This is a genomic window from Tenacibaculum ovolyticum DSM 18103 (assembly GCF_000430545.1).
GTDB lineage: Bacteria > Bacteroidota > Bacteroidia > Flavobacteriales > Flavobacteriaceae > Polaribacter > Polaribacter ovolyticus.
In genome coordinates this window covers 24,847-46,967 of sequence record NZ_AUMF01000021.1, presented here as the reverse complement: position 1 = coordinate 46,967, position 22,121 = coordinate 24,847, and the positions used below count along the sequence as shown (strand labels likewise).

Sequence of the window (22,121 nt, the reverse complement as noted above, 5' to 3'; positions counted from 1 at the left end):
TTTACAATATTTCTAATTCCTTACAACTAATTTATTAACAAATTATAGCGTAAAGAACTTGCTTCTGTAAGATTATAAACGAGATTGTTTAACGTTTAGTATTACGAATTTAAGAAAAAGATTAAAATATCTAGCTTAAATCTTATAATTTTATAGTCATCTTTATTAATTCTAAGATTTAAGAACCATATAATATAATAATTCTTGCTCTATATCGTTAAGTTAATTATTAAAAGTCAAAGAAACTTTAGCAAACTTTTAAGAAAATCATATATTTGCTAAACTAAACCAATCGAATTTGTACATGAAAAAATTATCATTTTTATTGTTTTTTGCATGTTTTGCCCTTCAAACCAAAGCACAACAAATCACAACCGCAACTCCATTTTTATTAATCTCATCTGATGCTCGTGCTGGTGGTATGGGAGACGTAGGTGTAGCAACATCTGCTGATGCCTTTTCAATTTTCCACAACCCCGCTAAAACAGTTTTCAATAAAAACAAAATAAGTGTTGGTTTAAATTACACGCCATGGTTACGTAATTTAACTGATGATATTTTTGTTGGAAATGCTTCATATGTAAATAGATTTAAAGAAAACGCTGCTTGGGGTGTAGATATTAAATACTTTTCTTTAGGAGAAGTTGAATTGACAGATTTAAATGGTGTAGGTACTGGAACAGAAAATCCAAATGAATTTGCTATTTCTGCTATTTACTCAATGAAGTTGAGTGAAAAATTCTCAATGGGAATTGGGTTAAAATACATCAATTCTAACTTAGATATTAATGACAGTAATGTTAATGCTGTTAACTCATTTGCTGTTGATGTTTCTGGTTACTACCAATCTGATGAACGAAATTTAGGAAACTTTAATGGTCGCTATCGTTTAGGTTTCAATATAGCTAATATTGGACCAAAAGTAGAATATACGCCTGGTCAAGAAAATTTCATACCAACCAATGCTAAATTAGGTGGTGGTTTTGACTTTATATTAGATAGCAAAAACATTGTTGGTCTTAATTTAGAGTTTACCAAACTATTAGTACCTTCAAGTCCTAATTCAACAAGAGGTTGGTTTGACGGTATGTTTACTTCTTTAGGAGATCGCGATTTTAGCGAAGAGCTTAAAGAAACAACTTGGGCATTAGGTGCTGAATATTTATATAATAATGCTTTTGCACTAAGAGCTGGATATTTTCATGAAAGTGAAAAAAAAGGGCAAAGACAATTTTTAACTTTAGGAACTGGTTTTACAGCTAAAGCATTTACATTAGATTTATCTTATTTGGTAAACACATCTGCTGTAAACAATCCATTAGAAAACACTTTACGCTTCTCTTTATCATTTGATTTAGGAGAAATATATGAAGATTATTAAAATTTAGTTTATTTTTAATAAATTCGTCTAATAAAAAAAGCAGTCTATATAGACTGCTTTTTTTGACTAATACTATTTCTTATGAAAAAAATAGAAGTAAAAACTTCAGCAACCATTTTTAATACATTTTCAGAATTAGATGAAGATGATCAATTATTAATGAATAAAGCTATTGAAGCAAGAGCAAAAGCATATGCTCCATATTCTAATTTTAAAGTAGGTGCAGCTTTTTTATTAGAAAACGGAACCATTGTTCTAGGAAACAATCAAGAAAGTGCGGCATACCCTTCTGGTATGTGTGCAGAGAGAGTTGGAGTTTGGAAAGTAGGTTCTGAATTTCCTGGGATAAAAATAAAAAAACTAGCAATTACAGCTGCATCAGAAAACACTATCGTTAATAAACCTGTTGGTCCTTGTGGAGCGTGCAGGCAAACTTTATCTGAATATGAGATTAATCAAAAAGAACCTATAGAAATTATTTTTATGGGAGAAATTGGAGAAGTTGTTAAAACTACGTCTTTACTTTCTTTACTGCCTTTTTCTTTCGATAGCTCTTATCTATAGATAGTAACAGATTCAAAAAAAACATCAATCATTTTTTTTAGAAAATTAATTATAGCCTCGTTTTTTAAGAATTATATAATTTTAAAAAAATGACTACTAATTAGCATCTTAATTTGATTAAAAATGCTTTAATTGTATTATAATATCCTAAAAAATCACAATGACGTCAGCAGTAATTACTGGAACAGGTTCATACATACCTTCTATAAAAAAAGATAATAGTCAATTTTTAGAAAATTCTTTTTTTAATAACGATGGAACTTCTTTTGAAAATAGCAACACTATAATTATCGAAAAGTTCAAATCGATAACAGGTATTGAAGAACGTCGTTATGCTAAAACATCGTATAAATCATCTGACTTAGCATTTTTTGCAGCTAAAAACGCTATAAAAGATGCTAACATAAACCCTGAAGAATTAGACTATATTATATTTGCTCATAACTTTGGAGATGTAAAAGAAGGAGCAATTCAAAGTGATATTCTTCCTAGTTTAGCGAGCCGTGTAAAACATTTACTTCAAATAGAAAACCCTAATTGCGTTGCTTATGACATTTTATTTGGTTGCCCTGGATGGGTTGAAGGAGTTATTCAAGCACAAGCATTTATAAAAGCAGGTATTGCTAAAAAATGTTTGGTTATTGGTAGCGAAACTCTTTCTAGAGTTGTTGATAAATTTGACCGCGATTCTATGATTTATAGCGATGGTGCAGGCGCATGTGTTCTTGAATTAAAAGAAAATAGCAATAATGGTATTTTAAGTCACGCCACTCAAACCTTTACTAAAGATGAAGTCTATTATCTATTCTTTGGAAACTCTTTTAATAAAAACCTAGATAAGGATGTCCGTTACATTAAAATGCAAGGACGTAAAATTTATGAATTTGCTTTAAATAATGTGCCAAAAGCTATGAAGTTTGCTTTAGACAAAAGTGAAATAGATATTAATGAGGTTAAAAAAATATTTATCCATCAAGCAAATGAAAAAATGGATGATGCTATTATTAAACGTTTTTATAGATTATACAAAAAACCTGTACCTAATGGCATAATGCCTATGAGCATTCATAAGTTAGGAAATAGTTCAGTTGCTACAGTACCTACTTTATTAGATTTGGTTTTAAAAGGAAATATAGAAAATCAAGAAGTAAAAGAAGGAGACATTATTATACTAGCATCTGTTGGTGCAGGAATGAATATAAACGCAATTGTTTACCGCTATTAAAAAACTTCAAAAAATCTAAAATCAAATACTTAAAATCTAAAATCTAAGTACTATTTTTGCGCATGCAACAACACAACGTACTTATTTTAGATTTCGGATCGCAATACACACAACTTATTGCGCGCCGTGTTAGGGAATTGAACATTTACTGTGAAATTCATCCATATAACAAAATACCAAAAAATTTAAACGACTTTAAAGCTGTAATTTTATCAGGAAGTCCAAATTCTGTTAGGGCTGAAGGAGTCTTACACCCAGATTTATCAGAAATTAGAGGTAAAAAACCTTTACTTGCTGTCTGTTATGGTGCACAGTATCTAGCGCATTTTTCTGGTGGATTAGTCGCTCCATCTAATACTCGTGAATATGGTAGAGCGAATTTATCATTTGTAAAAGAAAACGAAGTCTTCTTTAGTGGTATTTCTACAGGAAGTCAGGTTTGGATGAGTCATTCAGATACTATTAAAGAACTACCTAGTGGCGGAACTTTATTAGCAAGTACTCATGATGTAGAAAATGCAGCTTATAAAATTGAAGGAGAAACAACATATGCTATTCAATTTCATCCAGAAGTATATCATTCTACTGATGGTAAACAATTATTAGAAAATTTTTTAGTTACTATAGCTGGGGTAGCTCAGACATGGACTCCAGATTCATTTGTTGACGAAACTGTTAAAGGAATACAAGATAAAGTTGGAGATGACAAAGTAGTATTAGGACTTTCAGGTGGTGTAGATTCTACAGTTGCTGCTGTTTTATTACACAAAGCTATTGGTAAAAATTTACACTGTATTTTTGTAAACAATGGCTTACTTCGTAAAGACGAATATAAAAATGTGTTAAAACAATACGAAGGAATGGGATTAAACGTTAAAGGAGTAGATGCTTCTGAACGTTTCTTAAAAGATCTAGCAGGATTATCTGATCCAGAAGCAAAACGTAAAAGTATTGGTAAAGTTTTTATTGAAGTTTTTGATGATGAAGCTAACCAAATTGAAAATGCAAAATGGTTAGCACAAGGTACTATATATCCTGATGTTATTGAATCAGTTTCTGTTAATGGAGGTCCATCTGCAACAATAAAAAGTCATCATAACGTAGGTGGTTTACCTGATTTTATGAAACTAAAAATAGTAGAGCCTTTACGAATGATTTTTAAGGATGAAGTACGTCGTGTAGGTGCTTCAATGGGAATTGATAAAGACTTATTAGGAAGACACCCTTTTCCTGGTCCTGGTTTAGGAATTAGAATTTTAGGTGATATCACTTCTGAAAAAGTTCGTATTTTACAAGAAGTAGATGCTATTTTCGTTAATGGTTTAAAAGAAGATGGTTTGTATGATAAAGTTTGGCAAGCTGGAGCTATGTTACTACCTGTAAACTCTGTTGGAGTAATGGGTGATGAAAGAACCTACGAAAAAGTAGTTGCTTTACGCGCTGTTGAAAGTACAGATGGTATGACTGCAGACTGGGTAAATTTACCTTACGAGTTTTTACAAAAAATATCAAATAAAATAATAAATAATGTAAAAGGTGTTAATCGTGTTGTTTACGACATTAGCTCTAAACCACCTGCTACCATTGAATGGGAATAAAGTTCTTATAATAAAAAAATAATGTAGATGAAGAAATTTCAATTTTTACTTTTAATTTGTATTTTAACTTTTACTGTTTCCTGTGGTCAACAAAAACGGTATGTCACGTATAAAATACAAGAAGGAGAAACAATACGTGACATTGCTAAACGACTGGATATGAAAACGAAAGATTTACTTCGTTTAAACCCTGATGTTAGCCGACGACCTGAAGCGAATACGCTAATTGTTATTCCAAATCCAAAAATAAAAAAAGAAATTTCTTCACCTTCTTCTAATGATAAAGGCGAAGTAGTTATTACTGACTCTGAAAAAACAGAGAACTCAGATAACGATTCTAATGAAAATTCAGAAAATAATGTTTTTCAACAAACAGTATATGAATACGATACTCATACTGTTGTCACTGGAGAAACTGTTTATAGAATTACTAAAGAGTATAATATATCTAAGGATGATTTAATTAAATGGAACCCTGAGTTTCCTGGAATTAAAAATAACGATTTAAGTATTGGTCAGGTTTTGAAGGTGAAATCAATTGAAAAAACAATTACAATTGACAGGAAAGAAGTTTTAACAAATTTTTTAACTCACACTGTTAAAAGTAAAGAAACTGTTTATAGTTTAACTCGATTTTATAATATTTCAAAGGAAGATTTAATCCGTTTAAATCCCGAATATCCGAATATAGTAAACAATGAGTTGTCTATTGACCAATTATTAAAAATAAAACCTATTGAAGATGTTAATCCTAATGAAAACTATACTTTTTACAAAGATAGTATTCAAGAGAACACATCTATTAATTTATCAATTTTACTTCCTTTTAAAGCTAAAAAATACAGTTTAATTTCTGCAACGAACATATTTAATAAGAAAAAAAATAAATATGCCTCTTTAGCCAATATGGTTACCGATTTTTATTTGGGTGCTGAAATGGCTATAGACTCAATTAAAAAACAAGGTATTTCTGTAAATGTAAATGTTTTTGACACAGGAAATAGAGATGATAACGTTCCGACGATTTTAGAGGAAGGCAAATTAGATAATACTGATGTTATTATTGGGCCTTTTTATTCAGAAAAGACAGAAATGATAGCTAATAAAGTTAACATCCCTGTTGTTTTTCCTCACTTTTCGAGTAAACAACAAAAACTTTCTTCCTCTAAACTAATTAAATCGGCCCCTGATAAAAGTAACTACACAGATTATTTAATTTCTTATTTAAAAGAAAACTATAATGGTGAAGAAATTTTTGTCGTAGGCGATGGAGCTGCAAGTTCTAATCAGGAAGTTGAAAAGATTATTAGCAAATTAAAAACTCATGATTCAATAAATAAAATTCATGTTTTAAAACCAAAAGATGGCTATATTAAGAGAGATCTTTTTACTAAAAAAATGACTACAAAAAAGCACAACTGGGTAATCATTACATCAAATAAAAATGTTTCAGTTGCTGATGTTTTAAATAGTATGATTGGCTTACCTGACGATATAAGCATTCATGTATTTGCTATAGAAAAAAACAAAGCCTATAATAAAATAGATAATAATAAGTTAGCTAGTGTAGATTTCACTTATGTTTCTAATGTTTTTACAGATGATTCTTCTGAAAACGTAAAAAAGTTTAATACAAATTATTACAGAAAAAACAATACAATTCCTTCTGATTACGCTATTAAAGGTTTTGATATTACCTATGATGTACTAATGCGATTGTCTTCAGGAAAAGAACTAACAACGACTTTTAAAGAAGGAGTATCACTTCGTGTAGAGAACAAATTTGATTATTACAAAAAGGGCTCAGGAAGTGTTAATAACAAAGGTTTATTCGTTGTAAAATATAACAAGGATTTAAGTTTAACAAGGCTTAAATAACTCTCATAAAAAAAGCGGTAAAATTAAAATTTTACCGCTTTTTTTATTTTAAAAATCTTTAGTTGTTTGTTTCTCTTGCCATTTCCATGCAGACAGTAATGCTTCTTCTAATGTTTTTTCACTTTTCCAACCTAATACTTCATTAGCTATAGTTGTATCTGCGTAAGCAGCTGTAATGTCTCCTAAACGCCTTTGAACTATTTCATAATTTAATGTTTTTCCAGATACTTTTTCAAAAGTCTTAATAATCTCCATTACAGAACTTCCTTTACCTGTACCGATATTAAAATTTTCAAAATTTTGACCATTTTGTTTATTTATTAATCGTTCTACAGCTTTTACATGAGCTTTAGCTAAATCAACTACATGAATATAATCACGAACAGCTGTTCCGTCTATAGTCGGATAATCATCACCAAAAACTAGTAATCTTTCTCGGTCACCTATTGCTGTTTGTGTTATATACGGTATTAAATTTTGTGGTACTCCGATAGGTAATTCTCCAATTTTAACACTTTCGTGTGCTCCTATTGGATTAAAATAACGCAATGATATTGCATTTTTATTATAAGCATTACAGCTTTCTTTTATTATCTCTTCACCAATTTGTTTTGTATTTCCATAAGGAGATTCAGCAGGTTTTATAGGTGCTTTTTCTGTAATAGGTAATTCATCTGCTTGACCGTATACTGTACATGATGAGCTGAATATAAAATTATCTATATTCCTATCACGTATTTCTTGTAATAAATATACTAAACTATTTATGTTGTTTTCATAATAGTCCAACGGTTTTTCAACACTCTCTCCCACTGCTTTAAATGCTGCAAAATGAATAATTCCATCAATTACATTTTCTTTAAAAAAAGCTTTTACTTCTTCTTTTACTCTTAAGTCTAATTGACAAAACTTTGGTTTTATTCCTGTTATTTCAGTTATACTATCTAATACATTAATTTTACTATTTGATAAGTTATCTATGATGGTTACTTCGTATCCCGAATTTTGAAGTTCTACTACAACATGAGAACCTATAAAGCCCAATCCTCCAGTAACTAATATTTTTTTCATTTTAATTATTTTTTTTATTGACAGCATTAACTGTCCAATCTTGATTTTTTATATACCACTCAATAGTTTTCTTAATTCCTTCTTCAAATTTTAAAGATGGTTTCCATCCGAGTTCTTGTTTAAGCTTCGTCGAATCTATTGCATAACGATAATCATGCCCCGCCCTATCAGTAACATAGGTTATTAACCAATCTGATTGTCCTGAGGTTCTATTTAATAAAATATCGACTTCTTTAATTAATAACTTAATTAAATCAATATTCTTCCATTCATTATCACCACCTATATTATACGTTTCTCCTATTCTTCCTTTATGAGATATTATATCTATAGCTTTAGCGTGATCTTTTACATATAACCAATCTCTAATATTTTCTCCTTTTCCATAAACTGGTAATGGTTTATTATTAGCTATATTATCTATAAAAAGTGGTATCAATTTTTCTGGAAATTGATTTGGTCCATAATTATTAGAACAATTAGAAATTATAATAGGTAAATCATAAGTATCATAAAATGCCCTTACAAAATGATCTGATGATGCTTTTGATGCTGAGTATGGTGAATGTGGATCATAAGCTGTTTTTTCAGTAAAAAAACCGTTTTCTTTTAAGCTTCCATATACTTCATCTGTTGAAATATGATAGAAAAGTTTATCTTTAGTGTTATCTTTCCAACTATGTTTAGCATTTTCTAACAAATTTAAAGTTCCAAAAACATTTGTTTTCACAAATGAAAAGGGGTCAGAAATTGAACGATCTACATGAGATTCTGCTGCAAGATGTATAACTTCATCTATTTTATGATCTTCAAAAATACTTTTCACTAGAATCTCATCACAAATGTCTCCTTTAATAAAAGTGTAATTTGGTTTACTTTCTATATCTTTTAAATTATCTAAATTTCCTGCATATGTTAAAGCGTCCAGATTAAAAACATGGTATTCTGGATATTTATTTACAAATAACCGTACAACATGTGAACCTATAAAACCTGCTCCTCCTGTTATTAATATATTTTTCATCGAATGAATTTAAAAAAATCTAAACCTATTAAAAAACAAACGGGCTTTCTAAATCTTTAAAAGTTGTTAATATTTTATCTTTTGACGAAAGTATTAATTTATCTTCATCAAGACCCCAATCAATATTTAACATTAAATCATTATAAATGATTCCTGAGTCACATTCTGGGGCGTATTTATTATCTACTTTATATGCGAAAATCGCTTCTTCTGACAAAGTGATAAAACCATGTGCAAAACCTCTAGGAATAAATAATTGTTTTTTATTTTCTTCGGATAACTCAACTGTTACATGTTCTCCATAAGTTGGTGAACCTACTCTAATATCAACTGCAACATCTAATACTTTACCTAAAGTGCAGCGTACTAATTTTGCTTGCGAAAATGGTGGTTTTTGAAAATGTAACCCTCGTAAGGTTCCAAAAACAGATTTTGATTCATTGTCTTGAACAAAATTAATTTCTTCTATATTTTCATTAAACTTATGTTGATTAAATGATTCATAAAAGTAACCTCTTTCATCATTAAACACTTTCGGTTCAATAATTACCACTTCAGGAATTTTTATTTTCGTAAAAATCATTAGTTTTCTTTTACTAAATTTAACAAATATTGTCCGTAACTATTTTTACTAAGTGGCTCTGCTAATTTAATAACTTGTTCTTTACTTATATACCCCATGTGTAATGCTATTTCTTCCAAGCATGCAATTTTTAAACCTTGACGTTTTTCAATAGTTTCGATAAATTGACTTGCTTCTAATAACGAATCATGAGTGCCGGTATCTAACCAAGCAAAACCACGTCCTAACAATTCAACTTTTAACTCTTCATTTTCTAAATATGTCTGATTTACGGATGTTATCTCTAATTCTCCTCTTTTTGATGGTTCTACTTTTTTTGCTATATCAATAACATTATTAGGGTAAAAATACAATCCAACAACTGCATAATTAGACTTTGGATCCTTAGGTTTTTCTATAATTGATTTAGCGTTTCCCGTATCGTCAAAATCTACTACTCCGTAACGTTCTGCATCTTTTACGTAATATCCAAAAACTGTAGCTTTTTTTTCTTTTTCTACATTTTTTTTTGCTGATAGTAACATTTCAGGTAATCCATGACCATAGAAAATATTGTCTCCCAGAATTAAACTAACATCATCATTTCCTATAAATTCTTCACCTATAATGAAAGCTTGTGCTAATCCATCTGGAGATGGTTGTATTTCATAACTCAATGAGATTCCCAAATCTGTACCATCACCAAGTAATTTTCTAAAACTAGGTAAATCTATAGGTGTAGATATTATTAAAATTTCTTTTATCCCTGCAAGCATTAATACAGATAACGGGTAGTATATCATTGGCTTATCATAAACAGGAAGTAGCTGCTTTGATACTCCTTTTGTTATAGGATATAATCGTGTTCCTGATCCGCCTGCTAGTATTATTCCTTTCATTTTTTTATAATAACGTCGTCTAATTTATAAAAAATAAAGCTTAGGGTAAATTCCTAAGCTTTTATTTTTTCAATAAAATTAATTTATATTATTTTTTTTTCAATAATTTATATATCGATTCTTTGATTCTACTTCTATCATCAGCTGTTAAGTTAGAACCTGATGGTAAACACAATCCTTTTTCAAATAATTTTTCTGACACATTCATTCCGTAATAATCTGAGTCTTTAAAAACAGGCTGTAAATGCATTGGTTTCCATAAAGGGCGAGACTCTATATTATCTTCTAATAAACTTAATCTTAAATCTTCTCTAGAAAACCCTGTTATAGTTTCATCTACAACAATGGCACTTAACCAATGATTTGAATAATAATCTTGCGTTGGTTCTTTAAAAACAGTTATTCCTGCAACATCTTTAAATAACTCTTGATAAAATTCATTGTTCGCTCTTCGATAACTGATATGCTTATCTAAAACTTCCATCTGCCCTCTACCAATACCCGCTACAATATTACTCATTCTATAGTTATAACCTACTTCTGAATGTTGATAATGTGGTGCATCATCTCTTGATTGTGTTGCTAAAAAAATGGCTTTTTGTTTATCTTTTTCTGATTTACAAACTAAAGCACCACCTCCTGATGTTGTAATAATTTTATTTCCATTAAACGATAATATTCCATAATCACCAAAAGTTCCACATTTTTGTCCTTTGTAGGTAGCACCTAATGCTTCTGCGGCATCTTCAATTAAAGAAATACCATATTTTTTTGAAATTGCTAAAATTTCATCCATTTTTGCAGGCATTCCATATAAATGAACCACAATAATAGCTTTTGGTTTTTTACCTTTTGATATTCCTTTTTCAATAGCTTCTTCTAATGCTACTGGACACATATTCCAAGAGTCTTTTTCGCTATCGATAAAAACAGGATTAGCTCCTTGATATTTTATTGGATTTGCCGATGCTGAAAAAGTCATACTCTGACAAATAACATCATCGTTTAATGCTACTTCTGATAATACTAAAGCTAAATGTATAGCAGCGGTACCAGACACTAAACAAGCAACACTTGAATTTTCACCGATATAATTTTCTAAATCTTTTTCAAACCCGTTTACATTTGGCCCAAGTGGTGCTATCCAATTAGTATCAAATGCTTCTTGCACGTATTTTTGTTCTGTACCTCCCATGTGTGGAGAAGAAAGCCAAATTTTTTCTTTCATATTAATAATTTGTTCTAAAAACAGTGTTTATAATTATTTTTAAATCTCCAAAGAAAGTATGATTGTGATAATATTCTAAATTAATTTTCACTTTATCAGGATAAATTACTTCATTATTATATTTAATTGGGTCTTGCTGTTTTGCTAATACTTCTTCTTCATTTGAATATTTTAAACTAGCTGTTCCTGTAATTCCTGGTCTCAATTTTAAAATCAATCTATCATCACCTTTTAAATTATCAGCATAACCTGGAACATCGGGTCTTGGTCCCACAAAACTCATTTCTCCTTTTAAGACATTCCATAAAGCAGGTAACTCATCTATTTTATATTTTCTAATAATAGCACCAAAAGGCGTTATTCTATTTTCTCCTGCTACTGAAATTGAAGATCCTGAATGAGCTACAACCATCGACCTAAATTTATATAAAATAAATAATTTTCCATAAGCCCCAACTCTTTTTTGTGTAAAAATAGGACTTCCACCAGGCATCTTTATCTTTATTAAAAAATATACAACTATAAATAAAGGGAATAGGAATATCAAACCCAGAAAGGACATAATTTTGTCAAAAAGTAATTTCATTTTCTTATTTTAAATTCTAATATCTTTTTCAATAAAAAAGTAGGGATATACATTATTAGCAGATGCTTAATAATTGAAGTATAGAATGATAGTCCTTTTAAGTGTTTTCTTTTTATTAAAATGTTGAATTTCTGCTCATCTTTTCTTCTTTTAATTAATTGTCTTTCATATCGAAATTGCATTAAAGGCTCTTTTAAATTCCTAATTACAATTTTTTCTTTAGCAGCTCTTAACCATAAATCGTAATCTTGGCTTTTACTTAAACTAACATCATAAAAGCCAATTTTTTCAAAAACATCAGCCCTAAAAACTACTGAAGGGTGTATTAATTCACAATTTTTTAAAAGAGTTTTAAATGTTACTTCCTCCTTAACTTTCTTATTTCCAATTTGATTAGCATTTTCATCAATTAACACTGCCTCACATCCTAAGATTTTAACTTCTCTGTTTTCCTCTAAAAACTTAATCTGGTTTAATAACCTATTCGGCTTTGCAATATCATCTGCATCCATTCTTGCAATATATTCAACACCACTATGTAAAGCTTTTTTTATACCTATATTTAAAGCATTAGGTAATCCTTTGTTTTTTTTAATTCCTATAAGATTAAGTCTAGTATCTCTAATGGAACTTAAAAAAACCTCATGTTCTTTTTTTAATCTCCCATCTTTAATAATAAAAAGAATAAACTCTGTATAAGTTTGATTTAAGATACTTGAAACAGATTTTTTAAAAAAATCTAAATTATCTCCAGAATATACTGGTAAAATAACAGCTAATTTGCTCATGTATAATTTCTAATATATTATTCTAGTTTAAGTACATTGCCATATTCTAAATCTTTATTCTTAGGATCAAATTTTTCAAAACCAGAACCTGGATGAAAAGTAATTTCCCCAAAATAAATCATACTGTCTAATTCATAAAAATCAATCCTTACAAAATGAAAATTCTCTGATAATTTCTCAACTAATTCAATTAAATCATTTATTCGTTTTGGTTTTTCTACCACATTACCTCTTGGGTAATGCAATCCAAAATCTAGCAAATTCCAATCTTTATCAAATAAACTTCTTCTATGATTAGTCTCCCTATCTATATCAACTTGAATGAACTTTACTCCACCGTTAAAACAATGAAACTTCAAATCTTGTGGAACTTTACCATTATCAGTATAAAGTAATTTCTCGACTATTATACACGGAGTAATATTTTTATATTGCCATTCTCGGCCTTGATAATAATAATTTAAACTAAGTGCCTTTTTCAGTTTTTTTCTTACTTTCACCCAATCTACTTCACTTTTATTTCTAACAATAAAATAAGTCCCACTGTCATGATTTGTTTTTATTATAAAAGGAAAATCTGGCAATTTTTCAGGGGAAATCTCTTTTACGTTTTTCGTTGAGAAAATAAGAGGTACTAAATATTTTTCACCTATTTGTTTTTTTATATATTCTCTTACTAAAAATTTATCAGCACATTTAGTGTGTAATTCTGTTCTATCATTAATTTTCAACCATTGTAATTTCTCATTAAATGTTCTCGGTTCAATTAAATTTAATCTCCTTTTAAACTTAATAAAATATTTTAACTTTATAAAGTTTTTATCAGACATACTTACAAGTAATTTAATAATATTTTTCATCATTTTTTATTATGGCTATTATATATCTACTATTTATACTTTACTACAAAAAATTCAGAGCACTTATTTTAAAATATACTTTAGAATATTAAATTTTTTTTTATAAAAAAACTTTAATATTTCAACTTGTAAATAAACTTTATTCAAAATAAATCCTGTCGAAAAATTTAAAATAGCATCTCTTTTTTTAACAAGTTCTACATATTTCGCTTCATTTGTTTTCAATGCTTTTCTTAATAACGAAAAAAAAACATAACCTAAATACACTTTTAAATTTTCACGTACATCAATATCTATTTTATCACTATTAATAATATAACCTCCTTCGATTGTGAAATTATCAAATGAATTAATTCTTCTTTCTGTGATTTTAGAAGTAACAGCAGATGCATCTCTAATCTGATAAATGTAATATGAATTCAAAACACATCCTATTTTAGATGTTTTTAACATCAACTTTATTTGAAATAACAAATCCTCTCCATTTGTCATACCTTCATCAAAGGTAACTTTAGTTTTCAGTAAGAATTCTCTATTAATAATAATAGAACAAATATGTTGATTGAATTTATTAATTAAATAACTATTCAAAACTCTTTTACTTTCGTATGTAGCATTTTTAAATTTATCATTTAGTTTAAATACAATCTCTCCATTTAATTTTAAAATCTTGAAACCAAAAGAAATTAAATTGAGATCCCCTTCTTTTTTTAAAAAATCAGTATTTTTTTTAAAAAAATTTTCTTCGATTCTATCATCTGCATCCAAAAAATAAATATAATCTCCTGTCGACTTAGCAATCCCCATATTCCTTGCGGAAGAAACACCTCCGTTTGGCTTATCTAAAACAACTATCTTTTCATTTAACTCGTAATCCGATAAAATCGTTTTTGTATTATCTGTTGAACCATCATTAATGATCAAAATCTCGAAATCTTTATATGTTTGAGCTAAAACAGAATTAATTGTTTCTCTAACAGAATTCTCAACATTATAACATGGAATAATTACTGAATATTTCATTTAAAAAGGTAAATTAATTTCATAAGGTATTAATTTCATATCTTTCCCATTATTTATTATATATGTACAATACATTAATATAAGAATAAATGTAAGAATAAAACGAATGAATCTTTTCCCTTCGTTATTTATCCTTGTTTTATTTATCAAAATAGGTATTATCAAAATGTAACTAGCTAAGATGTAATTGTGAATTCTTTTTATTGATAATATTATCGCCGAGTTTGTTTGCATTATTAAGACAAGCAAAACACAAATACCAATTGTGTTCATATTAAACAAAACTCTTTCTTCTAAGCTTTCTTTAAATTTACTTCTAGTTAGTTCTATTATGAAAGCTAGTATTAAGAAAGCATAAATTGCCATAGTTATTTTTGTACCATAAGCATCTCCTTTATCTAAATAAGAATCGTAACCTGTATAAATTATTATAAACTTAATAAAAAAACCTGCTATTAAAGCTCCTCCAAACATTAATAATTTATATATAAAATTAATGTTTTTTCTTAAAACAAAATATAGTGGAATAAAGAATATTATTGATAAATGAATAAAAAAAGTTGTTGTAATAATATAAGTAAAAAACGTCTTTATTTTTAAATTTGTAATAAATGGAAGACAATATAAAAATACAGCCACAGCCAATGTTTGTCTAATTACATTAAAAGAAAACAAATAAAAAGATATTACACATAAATATAATAGTATAGATAATTTAATATTTTGACTTTGTTTTGTAATAATTTTATAATAAAAATATTGTGTCAAAAAAGCAAATAAGATAAAGAAAAACTGAGGTTCTTTTAACCATTTTTTTAAATAAAAAACAATATATCCAAAACCAGGTTCTTTTGTCAACTCTTTAGTGCTATTAACATAACTATAAAAGTTTAAATAATTTTCAAAATCAATTCCAACTTTAAACCTGAGACCTGAAAAAAAAGCTAAAACAATAAAAATAATTTTAACCATAAAGTTACTTTTATCTCTTAGAGACAATAAAAGTAACAAAAGTATTACTATTAACAACCCAAAATAAGCTTCCATCTTATTTTGCAACTATTTTTAATGCTTCAGAAATATTTTTAACATCAACAAATTTTCTTGTCTTCTTCAAGAATATTTTAATAAAAGCTCTTTTTGTAAAATTTAACACGTAATAAATATTTGTTTTTATTAGAAAAACACTTTTATAAAAAAGGTTATTTACTTTAAGTTCTCTAAATATTATTTCTTTTATACTTTTACTTCTAGCTAAAGCAACTATATTAAATCTTTTTAAATTAAAAACACTGATTAATTCATTTAATTCAAAATCTCTAGCCGCTTTAATAGCACTTTCAGCCCAAATAGTTTCAACACTATAAAATTTTGGTATTAATTCCTCCCAAATATAATCATCTCTATGTTTTAAATGCGGGCAATCACTTAACTCACCTCTATGCCCTCCTGTTTGATTCTGTGAAGTTGTACTCTTCGGACAAGAACCTAAAACAGAAACTGGTATATTTAAAACTACATGGTTTTTAACTTGTGAAGATAATGCTATTGTTGAATATATATCTGGCGATAATGCTCTGAAATAACAACCTGCTTTTTCATAAACTTTTTCCAATATATCTCGTCTTATAATTCCGTGATAAATTCTTGGAAGTTGATATTGTTGATAATCTATAATTCCTTTTTTAAAAAGAGTTTTAAGAGTTTTATTAATATTCAAATACCGAATAAATGGTTGTTTTTTATACTCAATTATTTTAAACACTCCATTAGTTCCTATCTTTGGGTTTGGCCAATCATAGGAAGGATGATATGCAGGGCACACAGAGTCTATATTATTTTTCACCATGTAATCAATAACTTCAAATACAGTAGGTAATACGACATCATCATCTCCAATCATACACACATAATTACCTAAAGATCTATCAATAGAAATGTTCATATTCTCTTGCGATGACAATGATTTCTTTATATATAAATATTTTAATCTTTGATCATCTATCGTAGAAACAAATTCAGACAATGAATTATCATCAGAGTTATCTTGAATAATTAATTCAAAACAATTATTCTTGTATGATAACACACTAGAAATAACTTGCTTACAAAATTCTTGTCTATTCTTTGTTGGTATACAAATACTTAATAAAGGTCTAAGTCTTCCATCCATGATTTCTATTTATTTAGCTTATTTTTTTTTATAAAACTCAATACATTTATCCCCATCTCTTTTTTCATTATATATAAACTATACAATAGAGTTAAACAAAAAACAGAAATCCCTAAAAAAAACTTTAAATAAATTAAATTTAATTTTAATATTAAAACAGCACTTAAAGCAAAAATAAATACCGTTAAAATACTTAACCAAGTACTACCATGTAATAGTATTTTAAATTTATATTTATTAACTAAAAGCATAATACTAAAGTGAATTATAGTTAATATAAAAAAAGCAATTCCCAGTCCCGATAATCCAGCTATATTAAATCCCATAATGCACAAAAAAACATGGATTACTCTATAACCAATACAGATGAATAAAAACAATTTTGCTTCTGATTTTGCTACTAAAATCAAATCCATTGGATTTGACGCAATTGTTATTAATACACCAAAAATTGCAAAAATAATATAATCAGAGGCAGTAATAAAACTTTCAGAATATAATAATGTTAAAAAAAGCTTCATCAAAAGAACAAAACCAACAACTAAAGGACCTAATAAAAGAAAACCTACTTTTATTTGTTTATTAAGTTCTTCCTCTAATAAATCATTTTTTTTATTTATAGCTGCTATTCTTGGATAATAATCGGTAATTAATGCTGTTATTACTATTCCAAAATACCCTGATAATATAGTTGTCCCCACTTGAAACAATCCAACCATTTCTAAATTTGAATGCTTTAGTATATATGCTCTTATCAAAAACTCAACAAAAAATGTTAAAAATGTAGTAATCATTAATGTTACCCCCATCTTTAGCATTTCTTTACTCTCATTTATAACCTCAAAAAAAGAAACTTCGTGTTGTTTCATTTTTAATCGATATACATATATTTTAGGAAAGATAAAATAACAGATAGAAACACAAATCAATGCTAAAACAATTCCTTTTTCTTTTAAAAAAAAATATAACACTCCTCCAACAAAACTACCTATTAAAGTACCAAATATACTTGCTTTTGCTAAATCTTTTAATTTCCTTATGCCTTTTAAAATGGCTAATTGACTTTCACCAAGAATATAAAATATTACGACTATTGAAATAGCCATAAAGCTATAAATGTGTTCTTCGTTACCGAAAACCCAACGACTTAAAAATGGTGATAAAACTAAAGTTAATAAACCTCCAAATATTGACGTTCCAATAACAATATTATTAATTATCGAAATTTTTCGAGACTTATCATATTCTATTTCAGCTTCAGACACATCTTTAATCGCACTTTGTGAAATCCCCATATCTCCAAGAGTTTTCAAAGAGTTTATTGTCGATTGATACAACCCAATAATACCAATACCATTAGGTCCTAATACAACAGCTATTATTTTATTTAAAATCACTTTACATAAAATATTTACAACTTGAACACCTGCAAATAAAAAAGTAGATTTAAAAATATTTTTATATTTTTCTTCTTTCAATTTTTATTGATTCTAATTTAGAAAACTCTTAATTATTTTAAGTTAACTCATTTCTCTATATTGTAAGAATTTAGAATAAACCTCCATTTACATCTATTGAAGCTCCATTAGTATAACTACAATCAATTAAATATTGTACCGTTTTAAAAATATCTTCTGGACTACATAATTTTTGAGCTGGTATTTGTTTTATTAAGGGGGCTAAAAATTTTTTTGGTACCTGATCTATCATCCCTAACTCACTATACCCCATATTTATATTATTAATAGTTATATTCAACCCAGCATTCTCTTGCGTTAATGATTTTGTTAAACCCCATAATGCAGATTTAGAAGCTGCATAAGCACTAACACCAGGAGTCCCTTTAGAAGCAACAATAGATGAAAAGTTAATAATTCTTCCAAACTTTTGTAACCTCATAATTGGTAAAATAGCCCTAATACTATTAAATGATCCAATTAAATTAACATCTATTACCTTCTTCCATAATTCAGGATCACTTTTATGAGCAAAAGAATTATATGTAATTCCCGCACAATTTATTAAAGTAACCTCTTCAAGAATATCTTCATTCTTTTTGATCCAATCTGAAACTTGATTAAAATCTGTTACATCAATTTTAGAATACCCCTCTTTATTTAAAAAAGTAGAATTATAAGTTCCTAATACTTGTATACCTAATGACTGAAACTTCTCAAAAAGAAAACTTCCAATCCCTCTTGACGCACCTATTATTATTACCATATATTTTTTATAATTATTTTTTTAAACCCATTTTATAATTGACGCCCCATATGTCCAACCACTACCAACAGCCGCAAAAAGAATTCTATCTCCTTTTTTAATTTTCCCAGATCTATGTACTTCATCTAATAAAATAGGTAAAGTACCTCCAGAAGTATTTGCATATCTATCCATATTCGTCATAACTTTTTCAAAAGGTAATCCGATCAATTCTGCGGTTTTCTTTAGAATCCCAATACTAGGTTGATGAGGAACCATTAAATCGATATCGTCAATAGTAAGCCCCGTGTCTTCCAAAACTTGATTTATGGCTTTTGGCAATACTTTTGTTGCTGTTTCATAAACAGCTCTTCCATTCATTTGAAAAAAATGCTTTCCTTCCTCTAGTGTTTTAGAACTTGTAGGGAATTCTGATCCTCCGCCAGGAATAGTAAAATTTTCTTTTCCTCTTCCATCAGAATATAGTCTATAAGCTAAGAATCCTCCATTTACATTTGAATGTGATATTACCGCTGCTCCTGCTCCATCTCCAAAGAAAACTGCATCTCTTCTAGTCCAATCTGTTATTTTGGAAAAGGTATCTGCACCGATTACAAGAACATTATCATACACCCCGCTTGATATATATTGGGAAGCGACAGACATTCCAAATAAAAACCCGCTACAAACTGCTGAAACATCAAATGCCACCGCATTATATGCTTTTAATTTGTCTTGAACAATACAAGCTGTTGAAGGAGCTAATCTATCTGGCGTTGCTGTACAAACTATAATTAAATCGATATCATCTTTTGATAACTCTGCATTTTCAATAGCTCTTTTCCCTGCTTTCCACGCTAAATCACTTGTTGCTTCATTTTCATCAGCAATATGTCTTTCTTTTATTCCTAAATTATCAAAAACCCATTTTGAATTTGTTGGTAAAATAGTTTCTAAATACTCATTTGTATATATTTTTTCAGGTGTATAAGACCCCGTTCCAATAATTCTAGCATTTCTAACGAGCTGTTTCATCAAAATTATTTTATTTATTTTAATATCCTTCTTCAATCCCCATTTGAAGATGACACATTTCTAACGATAAAGGGATAGTTTTATTTATTCTAACTGCTATCATAGAGATTGGCAGTCCGTATTTAGCTCCTTTTGTAAAACCTGTTTTCTTTATTTCATTAATAAAAAATTCATTTTCTCCTGCCCAAATATTAATTTCTTCCCATCCATGTCTATATGCTAAAACTTTAGCAGACTTTAAAAGATGAGACACTTCTTTTCTTTCACCATTAAAATCAACTATATGACAAAAATTAGAATATACTTTTAAAATCAAAAATGATTTTTTATATTTTAAGCATATGTAATATAAATCAGGATGGTTAAGCCATCTAGTATTTTTATATTCAGGGTTTTCAATTAAACTTCCATTTATATTTGATGGAAATTTAATTGACTCAAAATTTTTTATTATTTCTACATTAGAGAAAGAATATTCGTCATCTTTCTCAAATGTAGAAATACTATAAATATCAATCTCTTGTACATGTTCCCAGCCTGCTTTTAAATGCCCTCCAATAACAGACCTCCCTTTTTGAGGAAATCCTAAAACATATTCAAACTCTCCTCTTTCTTTTTCGGATTTAATTGCAAACTCACTTAAAGAAACAAATAACCCAAGTCTTCTATAGCCTTCATGGATACCTACAGCAAAACATCTTCCGACATTAATTTTTTTGCCATTTAAATTCATTAATTTAGGTTCAACACTCCAAATTCCAATTAAAATATCCCCATCAAAAGCAGCATAAGTTATTGTTTCAGAATTTAACGTATTTGGAATATCCTTATGATACCAACTAATCCAATCATTGGAAATTGATGCTCCTTTAAATAAAGCATTATGCAATTCTTTATATCGAATTTCACAAGGGTCTATTATTCCATAATCAAATTTATTTCTATTTTTCATCTTTTTCTGTATTTACCCACCATCCGCATGGAAGTGCTACAAAATTATTCATAAATTCTGAAACCCCTTTTAGTTCTACATTATTATTAAAAACACTATAAATATTGTTATTTATATGTACACTTGTTGCATAAAAACCTTGGTTTCTAAACGATTTTATAGTTTCTATTTTATCTTGTGTTATAACTCCATACACCCAATTATTAGGAGATGAATTTGGATTCATTTCTAAAGAAGTGATATCAGACATTTCTTTTATTTTATCATTCCAAAACTCGGCATTATTTCGCTGTTTTTTCAATAACACATCTATTTCGTTCATTTGATGTAAACCTATAAATGAATTAACCTCTCCCATAAGCGCTCCATACCCTTCTAAAAGAATATCACAATTAGGATTAATTTCATTTAATTCATCTCTAAAAGAGCTTCTTTCAATACCATAATCACGTATTTTTTTAGCTTTATCAAACATTTCCTCATCGTTAAAAACAATGGCTCCTCCATCAATAGTATTAGGTAAACGTACAGTTTGAAATGAAAAAACAGTAATATCTGTTCCTAAGTTACCTGTTTTATTTCCGCTTAATTCAGATCCAAAAGCCTCTATACAATCATCTATTACAGGTATTCCATATTCTTTTCCTAAAGCATTCATTTCATTAATATGACCTAAATACCCACAATAATGATTATGAAAAATAGCTTTTGTTTTAGGTGTTATTCTAGAACGAACATCTTCAACCAACAATGCACCTGAAAATGGATTTACATCAGCCCAAACGACTTTTAAACCTTTCACAACAAAAGGTTGGTTAGACGCTAAACAACTTACTGGAGAAGCAATTACTTCATCTCCTGGTTTTAATCCTAATGTTGATAAAACAATTAACAGTGCATGATTATATGAACTAACCGTTAGTGTTTTTTCATTACCTATGTACTTTGATAATTTCTCTTCAAATTCCTTTCCCTTTTCACCGAAAGCTAATTTACCTGAATAGAGTATTTCTTCTATTCCTTTTGATAAATTTTCTGGCATATATGGTTTAAATATTGGTATCATATTATT

At 28.4% G+C, this 22,121-nt stretch carries 21 protein-coding genes; 5 read left to right on the top strand and 16 right to left on the bottom strand.

The window, feature by feature from the left end; genetic code table 11:
• Positions 1 to 304 precede the first annotated feature (304 nt).
• From porV to H518_RS0108315, 5 genes are all read left to right on the top strand, one after another.
• Positions 305 to 1,381, top strand: coding sequence for a type IX secretion system outer membrane channel protein PorV (gene porV, locus H518_RS0108335; RefSeq protein ID WP_028888630.1), 1,077 nt, complete (start codon positions 305 to 307; stop codon positions 1,379 to 1,381).
• Positions 1,382 to 1,462: 81 nt separating this feature from the next.
• Positions 1,463 to 1,945: a cytidine deaminase gene (locus tag H518_RS0108330; protein ID WP_028888629.1), complete on the top strand. Its 483-nt coding sequence runs from the start codon at positions 1,463 to 1,465 to the stop codon at positions 1,943 to 1,945.
• A gap of 160 nt (positions 1,946 to 2,105) precedes the next feature.
• Positions 2,106 to 3,170, top strand: coding sequence for a 3-oxoacyl-ACP synthase III family protein (locus tag H518_RS0108325; RefSeq protein ID WP_028888628.1), 1,065 nt, complete (start codon positions 2,106 to 2,108; stop codon positions 3,168 to 3,170).
• A 62-nt stretch (positions 3,171 to 3,232) separates the two neighbouring features.
• Positions 3,233 to 4,768, top strand: coding sequence for a glutamine-hydrolyzing GMP synthase (gene guaA, locus H518_RS0108320; RefSeq protein ID WP_028888627.1), 1,536 nt, complete (start codon positions 3,233 to 3,235; stop codon positions 4,766 to 4,768).
• Between the two features lie 27 nt (positions 4,769 to 4,795).
• A complete protein-coding gene (locus tag H518_RS0108315; RefSeq protein WP_028888626.1) occupies positions 4,796 to 6,646 on the top strand; it encodes a PBP1 and LysM peptidoglycan-binding domain-containing protein in 1,851 nt (616 codons plus the stop codon).
• A 48-nt stretch (positions 6,647 to 6,694) separates the two neighbouring features.
• On the opposite strand, the gene galE is transcribed toward H518_RS0108315, so the two are convergent.
• From galE to H518_RS0108235, 16 genes are all read right to left on the bottom strand, one after another.
• Positions 6,695 to 7,717 carry a UDP-glucose 4-epimerase GalE gene (gene galE, locus H518_RS0108310; RefSeq protein ID WP_043706750.1) on the bottom strand — a complete coding sequence of 341 codons (1,023 nt, stop codon included), beginning with the start codon at positions 7,715 to 7,717 and terminating at the stop codon, positions 6,695 to 6,697.
• 1 nt (position 7,718) lies between these two features.
• Positions 7,719 to 8,741 carry a dTDP-glucose 4,6-dehydratase gene (gene rfbB / locus H518_RS0108305; protein ID WP_028888624.1) on the bottom strand — a complete coding sequence of 341 codons (1,023 nt, stop codon included), beginning with the start codon at positions 8,739 to 8,741 and terminating at the stop codon, positions 7,719 to 7,721.
• A 28-nt stretch (positions 8,742 to 8,769) separates the two neighbouring features.
• Entirely contained in the window at positions 8,770 to 9,324 is a 555-nt protein-coding gene (gene rfbC / locus H518_RS0108300) for a dTDP-4-dehydrorhamnose 3,5-epimerase (protein WP_028888623.1), read from the bottom strand.
• A complete protein-coding gene (gene rfbA / locus H518_RS0108295; RefSeq protein WP_028888622.1) occupies positions 9,324 to 10,202 on the bottom strand; it encodes a glucose-1-phosphate thymidylyltransferase RfbA in 879 nt (292 codons plus the stop codon). The genes rfbC and rfbA overlap by 1 nt, the downstream gene beginning before the upstream one ends.
• 88 nt (positions 10,203 to 10,290) lie before the next feature.
• Complete coding sequence (locus tag H518_RS0108290) at positions 10,291 to 11,430, bottom strand: DegT/DnrJ/EryC1/StrS family aminotransferase (RefSeq protein WP_028888621.1); 1,140 nt, start codon at positions 11,428 to 11,430, stop codon at positions 10,291 to 10,293.
• Position 11,431: 1 nt separating this feature from the next.
• Complete coding sequence (locus H518_RS0108285; protein WP_028888620.1) at positions 11,432 to 12,016, bottom strand: sugar transferase; 585 nt, start codon at positions 12,014 to 12,016, stop codon at positions 11,432 to 11,434.
• Positions 12,013 to 12,804 (bottom strand): glycosyltransferase, encoded by a 792-nt coding sequence (locus H518_RS0108280; protein WP_028888619.1) that lies wholly within the window; start codon positions 12,802 to 12,804, stop codon positions 12,013 to 12,015. Before H518_RS0108280 ends, H518_RS0108285 begins: the two co-directional genes overlap by 4 nt.
• 17 nt (positions 12,805 to 12,821) lie before the next feature.
• The gene (locus H518_RS0108275) at positions 12,822 to 13,667 is read right to left on the bottom strand and encodes an ATP-grasp fold amidoligase family protein (RefSeq protein WP_043706743.1); all 846 of its coding nucleotides are present in this window, start codon (positions 13,665 to 13,667) and stop codon (positions 12,822 to 12,824) included.
• 60 nt (positions 13,668 to 13,727) lie between these two features.
• Complete coding sequence (locus H518_RS0108270) at positions 13,728 to 14,687, bottom strand: glycosyltransferase family 2 protein (protein WP_028888617.1); 960 nt, start codon at positions 14,685 to 14,687, stop codon at positions 13,728 to 13,730.
• Positions 14,688 to 15,659 carry an EpsG family protein gene (locus H518_RS0108265; RefSeq protein WP_162143108.1) on the bottom strand — a complete coding sequence of 324 codons (972 nt, stop codon included), beginning with the start codon at positions 15,657 to 15,659 and terminating at the stop codon, positions 14,688 to 14,690.
• Between the two features lie 76 nt (positions 15,660 to 15,735).
• Positions 15,736 to 16,860 carry a glycosyltransferase family 2 protein gene (locus H518_RS0108260; protein ID WP_028888615.1) on the bottom strand — a complete coding sequence of 375 codons (1,125 nt, stop codon included), beginning with the start codon at positions 16,858 to 16,860 and terminating at the stop codon, positions 15,736 to 15,738.
• 5 nt (positions 16,861 to 16,865) lie between these two features.
• Positions 16,866 to 18,338, bottom strand: a complete 1,473-nt coding sequence (locus H518_RS0108255; RefSeq protein WP_028888614.1) for an oligosaccharide flippase family protein — start codon at positions 18,336 to 18,338, stop codon at positions 16,866 to 16,868.
• 70 nt (positions 18,339 to 18,408) lie between these two features.
• Positions 18,409 to 19,083: an SDR family NAD(P)-dependent oxidoreductase gene (locus tag H518_RS19525; protein WP_051263713.1), complete on the bottom strand. Its 675-nt coding sequence runs from the start codon at positions 19,081 to 19,083 to the stop codon at positions 18,409 to 18,411.
• A gap of 21 nt (positions 19,084 to 19,104) precedes the next feature.
• Positions 19,105 to 20,097, bottom strand: coding sequence for a 3-oxoacyl-ACP synthase III family protein (locus H518_RS0108245; protein WP_028888613.1), 993 nt, complete (start codon positions 20,095 to 20,097; stop codon positions 19,105 to 19,107).
• A 19-nt stretch (positions 20,098 to 20,116) separates the two neighbouring features.
• Complete coding sequence (locus tag H518_RS0108240) at positions 20,117 to 21,049, bottom strand: GNAT family protein (RefSeq protein ID WP_028888612.1); 933 nt, start codon at positions 21,047 to 21,049, stop codon at positions 20,117 to 20,119.
• Positions 21,039 to 22,115, bottom strand: coding sequence for a DegT/DnrJ/EryC1/StrS family aminotransferase (locus tag H518_RS0108235; protein WP_028888611.1), 1,077 nt, complete (start codon positions 22,113 to 22,115; stop codon positions 21,039 to 21,041). Before H518_RS0108235 ends, H518_RS0108240 begins: the two co-directional genes overlap by 11 nt.
• Positions 22,116 to 22,121 lie beyond the last annotated feature (6 nt).

What these genes read in the sequence shown, in the direction of transcription:
- porV (WP_028888630.1), top strand. Translation starts at nt 305, where the DNA reads ATGAAAAAATTATCATTTTTATTGTTTTTTGCATGTTTTGCCCTTCAA.
- H518_RS0108330 (WP_028888629.1), top strand. Translation starts at nt 1,463, where the DNA reads ATGAAAAAAATAGAAGTAAAAACTTCAGCAACCATTTTTAATACATTT.
- H518_RS0108325 (WP_028888628.1), top strand. Translation starts at nt 2,106, where the DNA reads ATGACGTCAGCAGTAATTACTGGAACAGGTTCATACATACCTTCTATA.
- guaA (WP_028888627.1), top strand. Translation starts at nt 3,233, where the DNA reads ATGCAACAACACAACGTACTTATTTTAGATTTCGGATCGCAATACACA.
- H518_RS0108315 (WP_028888626.1), top strand. Translation starts at nt 4,796, where the DNA reads ATGAAGAAATTTCAATTTTTACTTTTAATTTGTATTTTAACTTTTACT.
- galE (WP_043706750.1), bottom strand. Translation starts at nt 7,717, where the DNA reads ATGAAAAAAATATTAGTTACTGGAGGATTGGGCTTTATAGGTTCTCAT.
- rfbB (WP_028888624.1), bottom strand. Translation starts at nt 8,741, where the DNA reads ATGAAAAATATATTAATAACAGGAGGAGCAGGTTTTATAGGTTCACAT.
- rfbC (WP_028888623.1), bottom strand. Translation starts at nt 9,324, where the DNA reads ATGATTTTTACGAAAATAAAAATTCCTGAAGTGGTAATTATTGAACCG.
- rfbA (WP_028888622.1), bottom strand. Translation starts at nt 10,202, where the DNA reads ATGAAAGGAATAATACTAGCAGGCGGATCAGGAACACGATTATATCCT.
- H518_RS0108290 (WP_028888621.1), bottom strand. Translation starts at nt 11,430, where the DNA reads ATGAAAGAAAAAATTTGGCTTTCTTCTCCACACATGGGAGGTACAGAA.
- H518_RS0108285 (WP_028888620.1), bottom strand. Translation starts at nt 12,016, where the DNA reads ATGAAATTACTTTTTGACAAAATTATGTCCTTTCTGGGTTTGATATTC.
- H518_RS0108280 (WP_028888619.1), bottom strand. Translation starts at nt 12,804, where the DNA reads ATGAGCAAATTAGCTGTTATTTTACCAGTATATTCTGGAGATAATTTA.
- H518_RS0108275 (WP_043706743.1), bottom strand. Translation starts at nt 13,667, where the DNA reads ATGATGAAAAATATTATTAAATTACTTGTAAGTATGTCTGATAAAAAC.
- H518_RS0108270 (WP_028888617.1), bottom strand. Translation starts at nt 14,687, where the DNA reads ATGAAATATTCAGTAATTATTCCATGTTATAATGTTGAGAATTCTGTT.
- H518_RS0108265 (WP_162143108.1), bottom strand. Translation starts at nt 15,659, where the DNA reads ATGGTTAAAATTATTTTTATTGTTTTAGCTTTTTTTTCAGGTCTCAGG.
- H518_RS0108260 (WP_028888615.1), bottom strand. Translation starts at nt 16,860, where the DNA reads ATGGATGGAAGACTTAGACCTTTATTAAGTATTTGTATACCAACAAAG.
- H518_RS19525 (WP_051263713.1), bottom strand. Translation starts at nt 19,083, where the DNA reads ATGGTAATAATAATAGGTGCGTCAAGAGGGATTGGAAGTTTTCTTTTT.
- H518_RS0108245 (WP_028888613.1), bottom strand. Translation starts at nt 20,097, where the DNA reads ATGAAACAGCTCGTTAGAAATGCTAGAATTATTGGAACGGGGTCTTAT.
- H518_RS0108240 (WP_028888612.1), bottom strand. Translation starts at nt 21,049, where the DNA reads ATGAAAAATAGAAATAAATTTGATTATGGAATAATAGACCCTTGTGAA.
- H518_RS0108235 (WP_028888611.1), bottom strand. Translation starts at nt 22,115, where the DNA reads ATGATACCAATATTTAAACCATATATGCCAGAAAATTTATCAAAAGGA.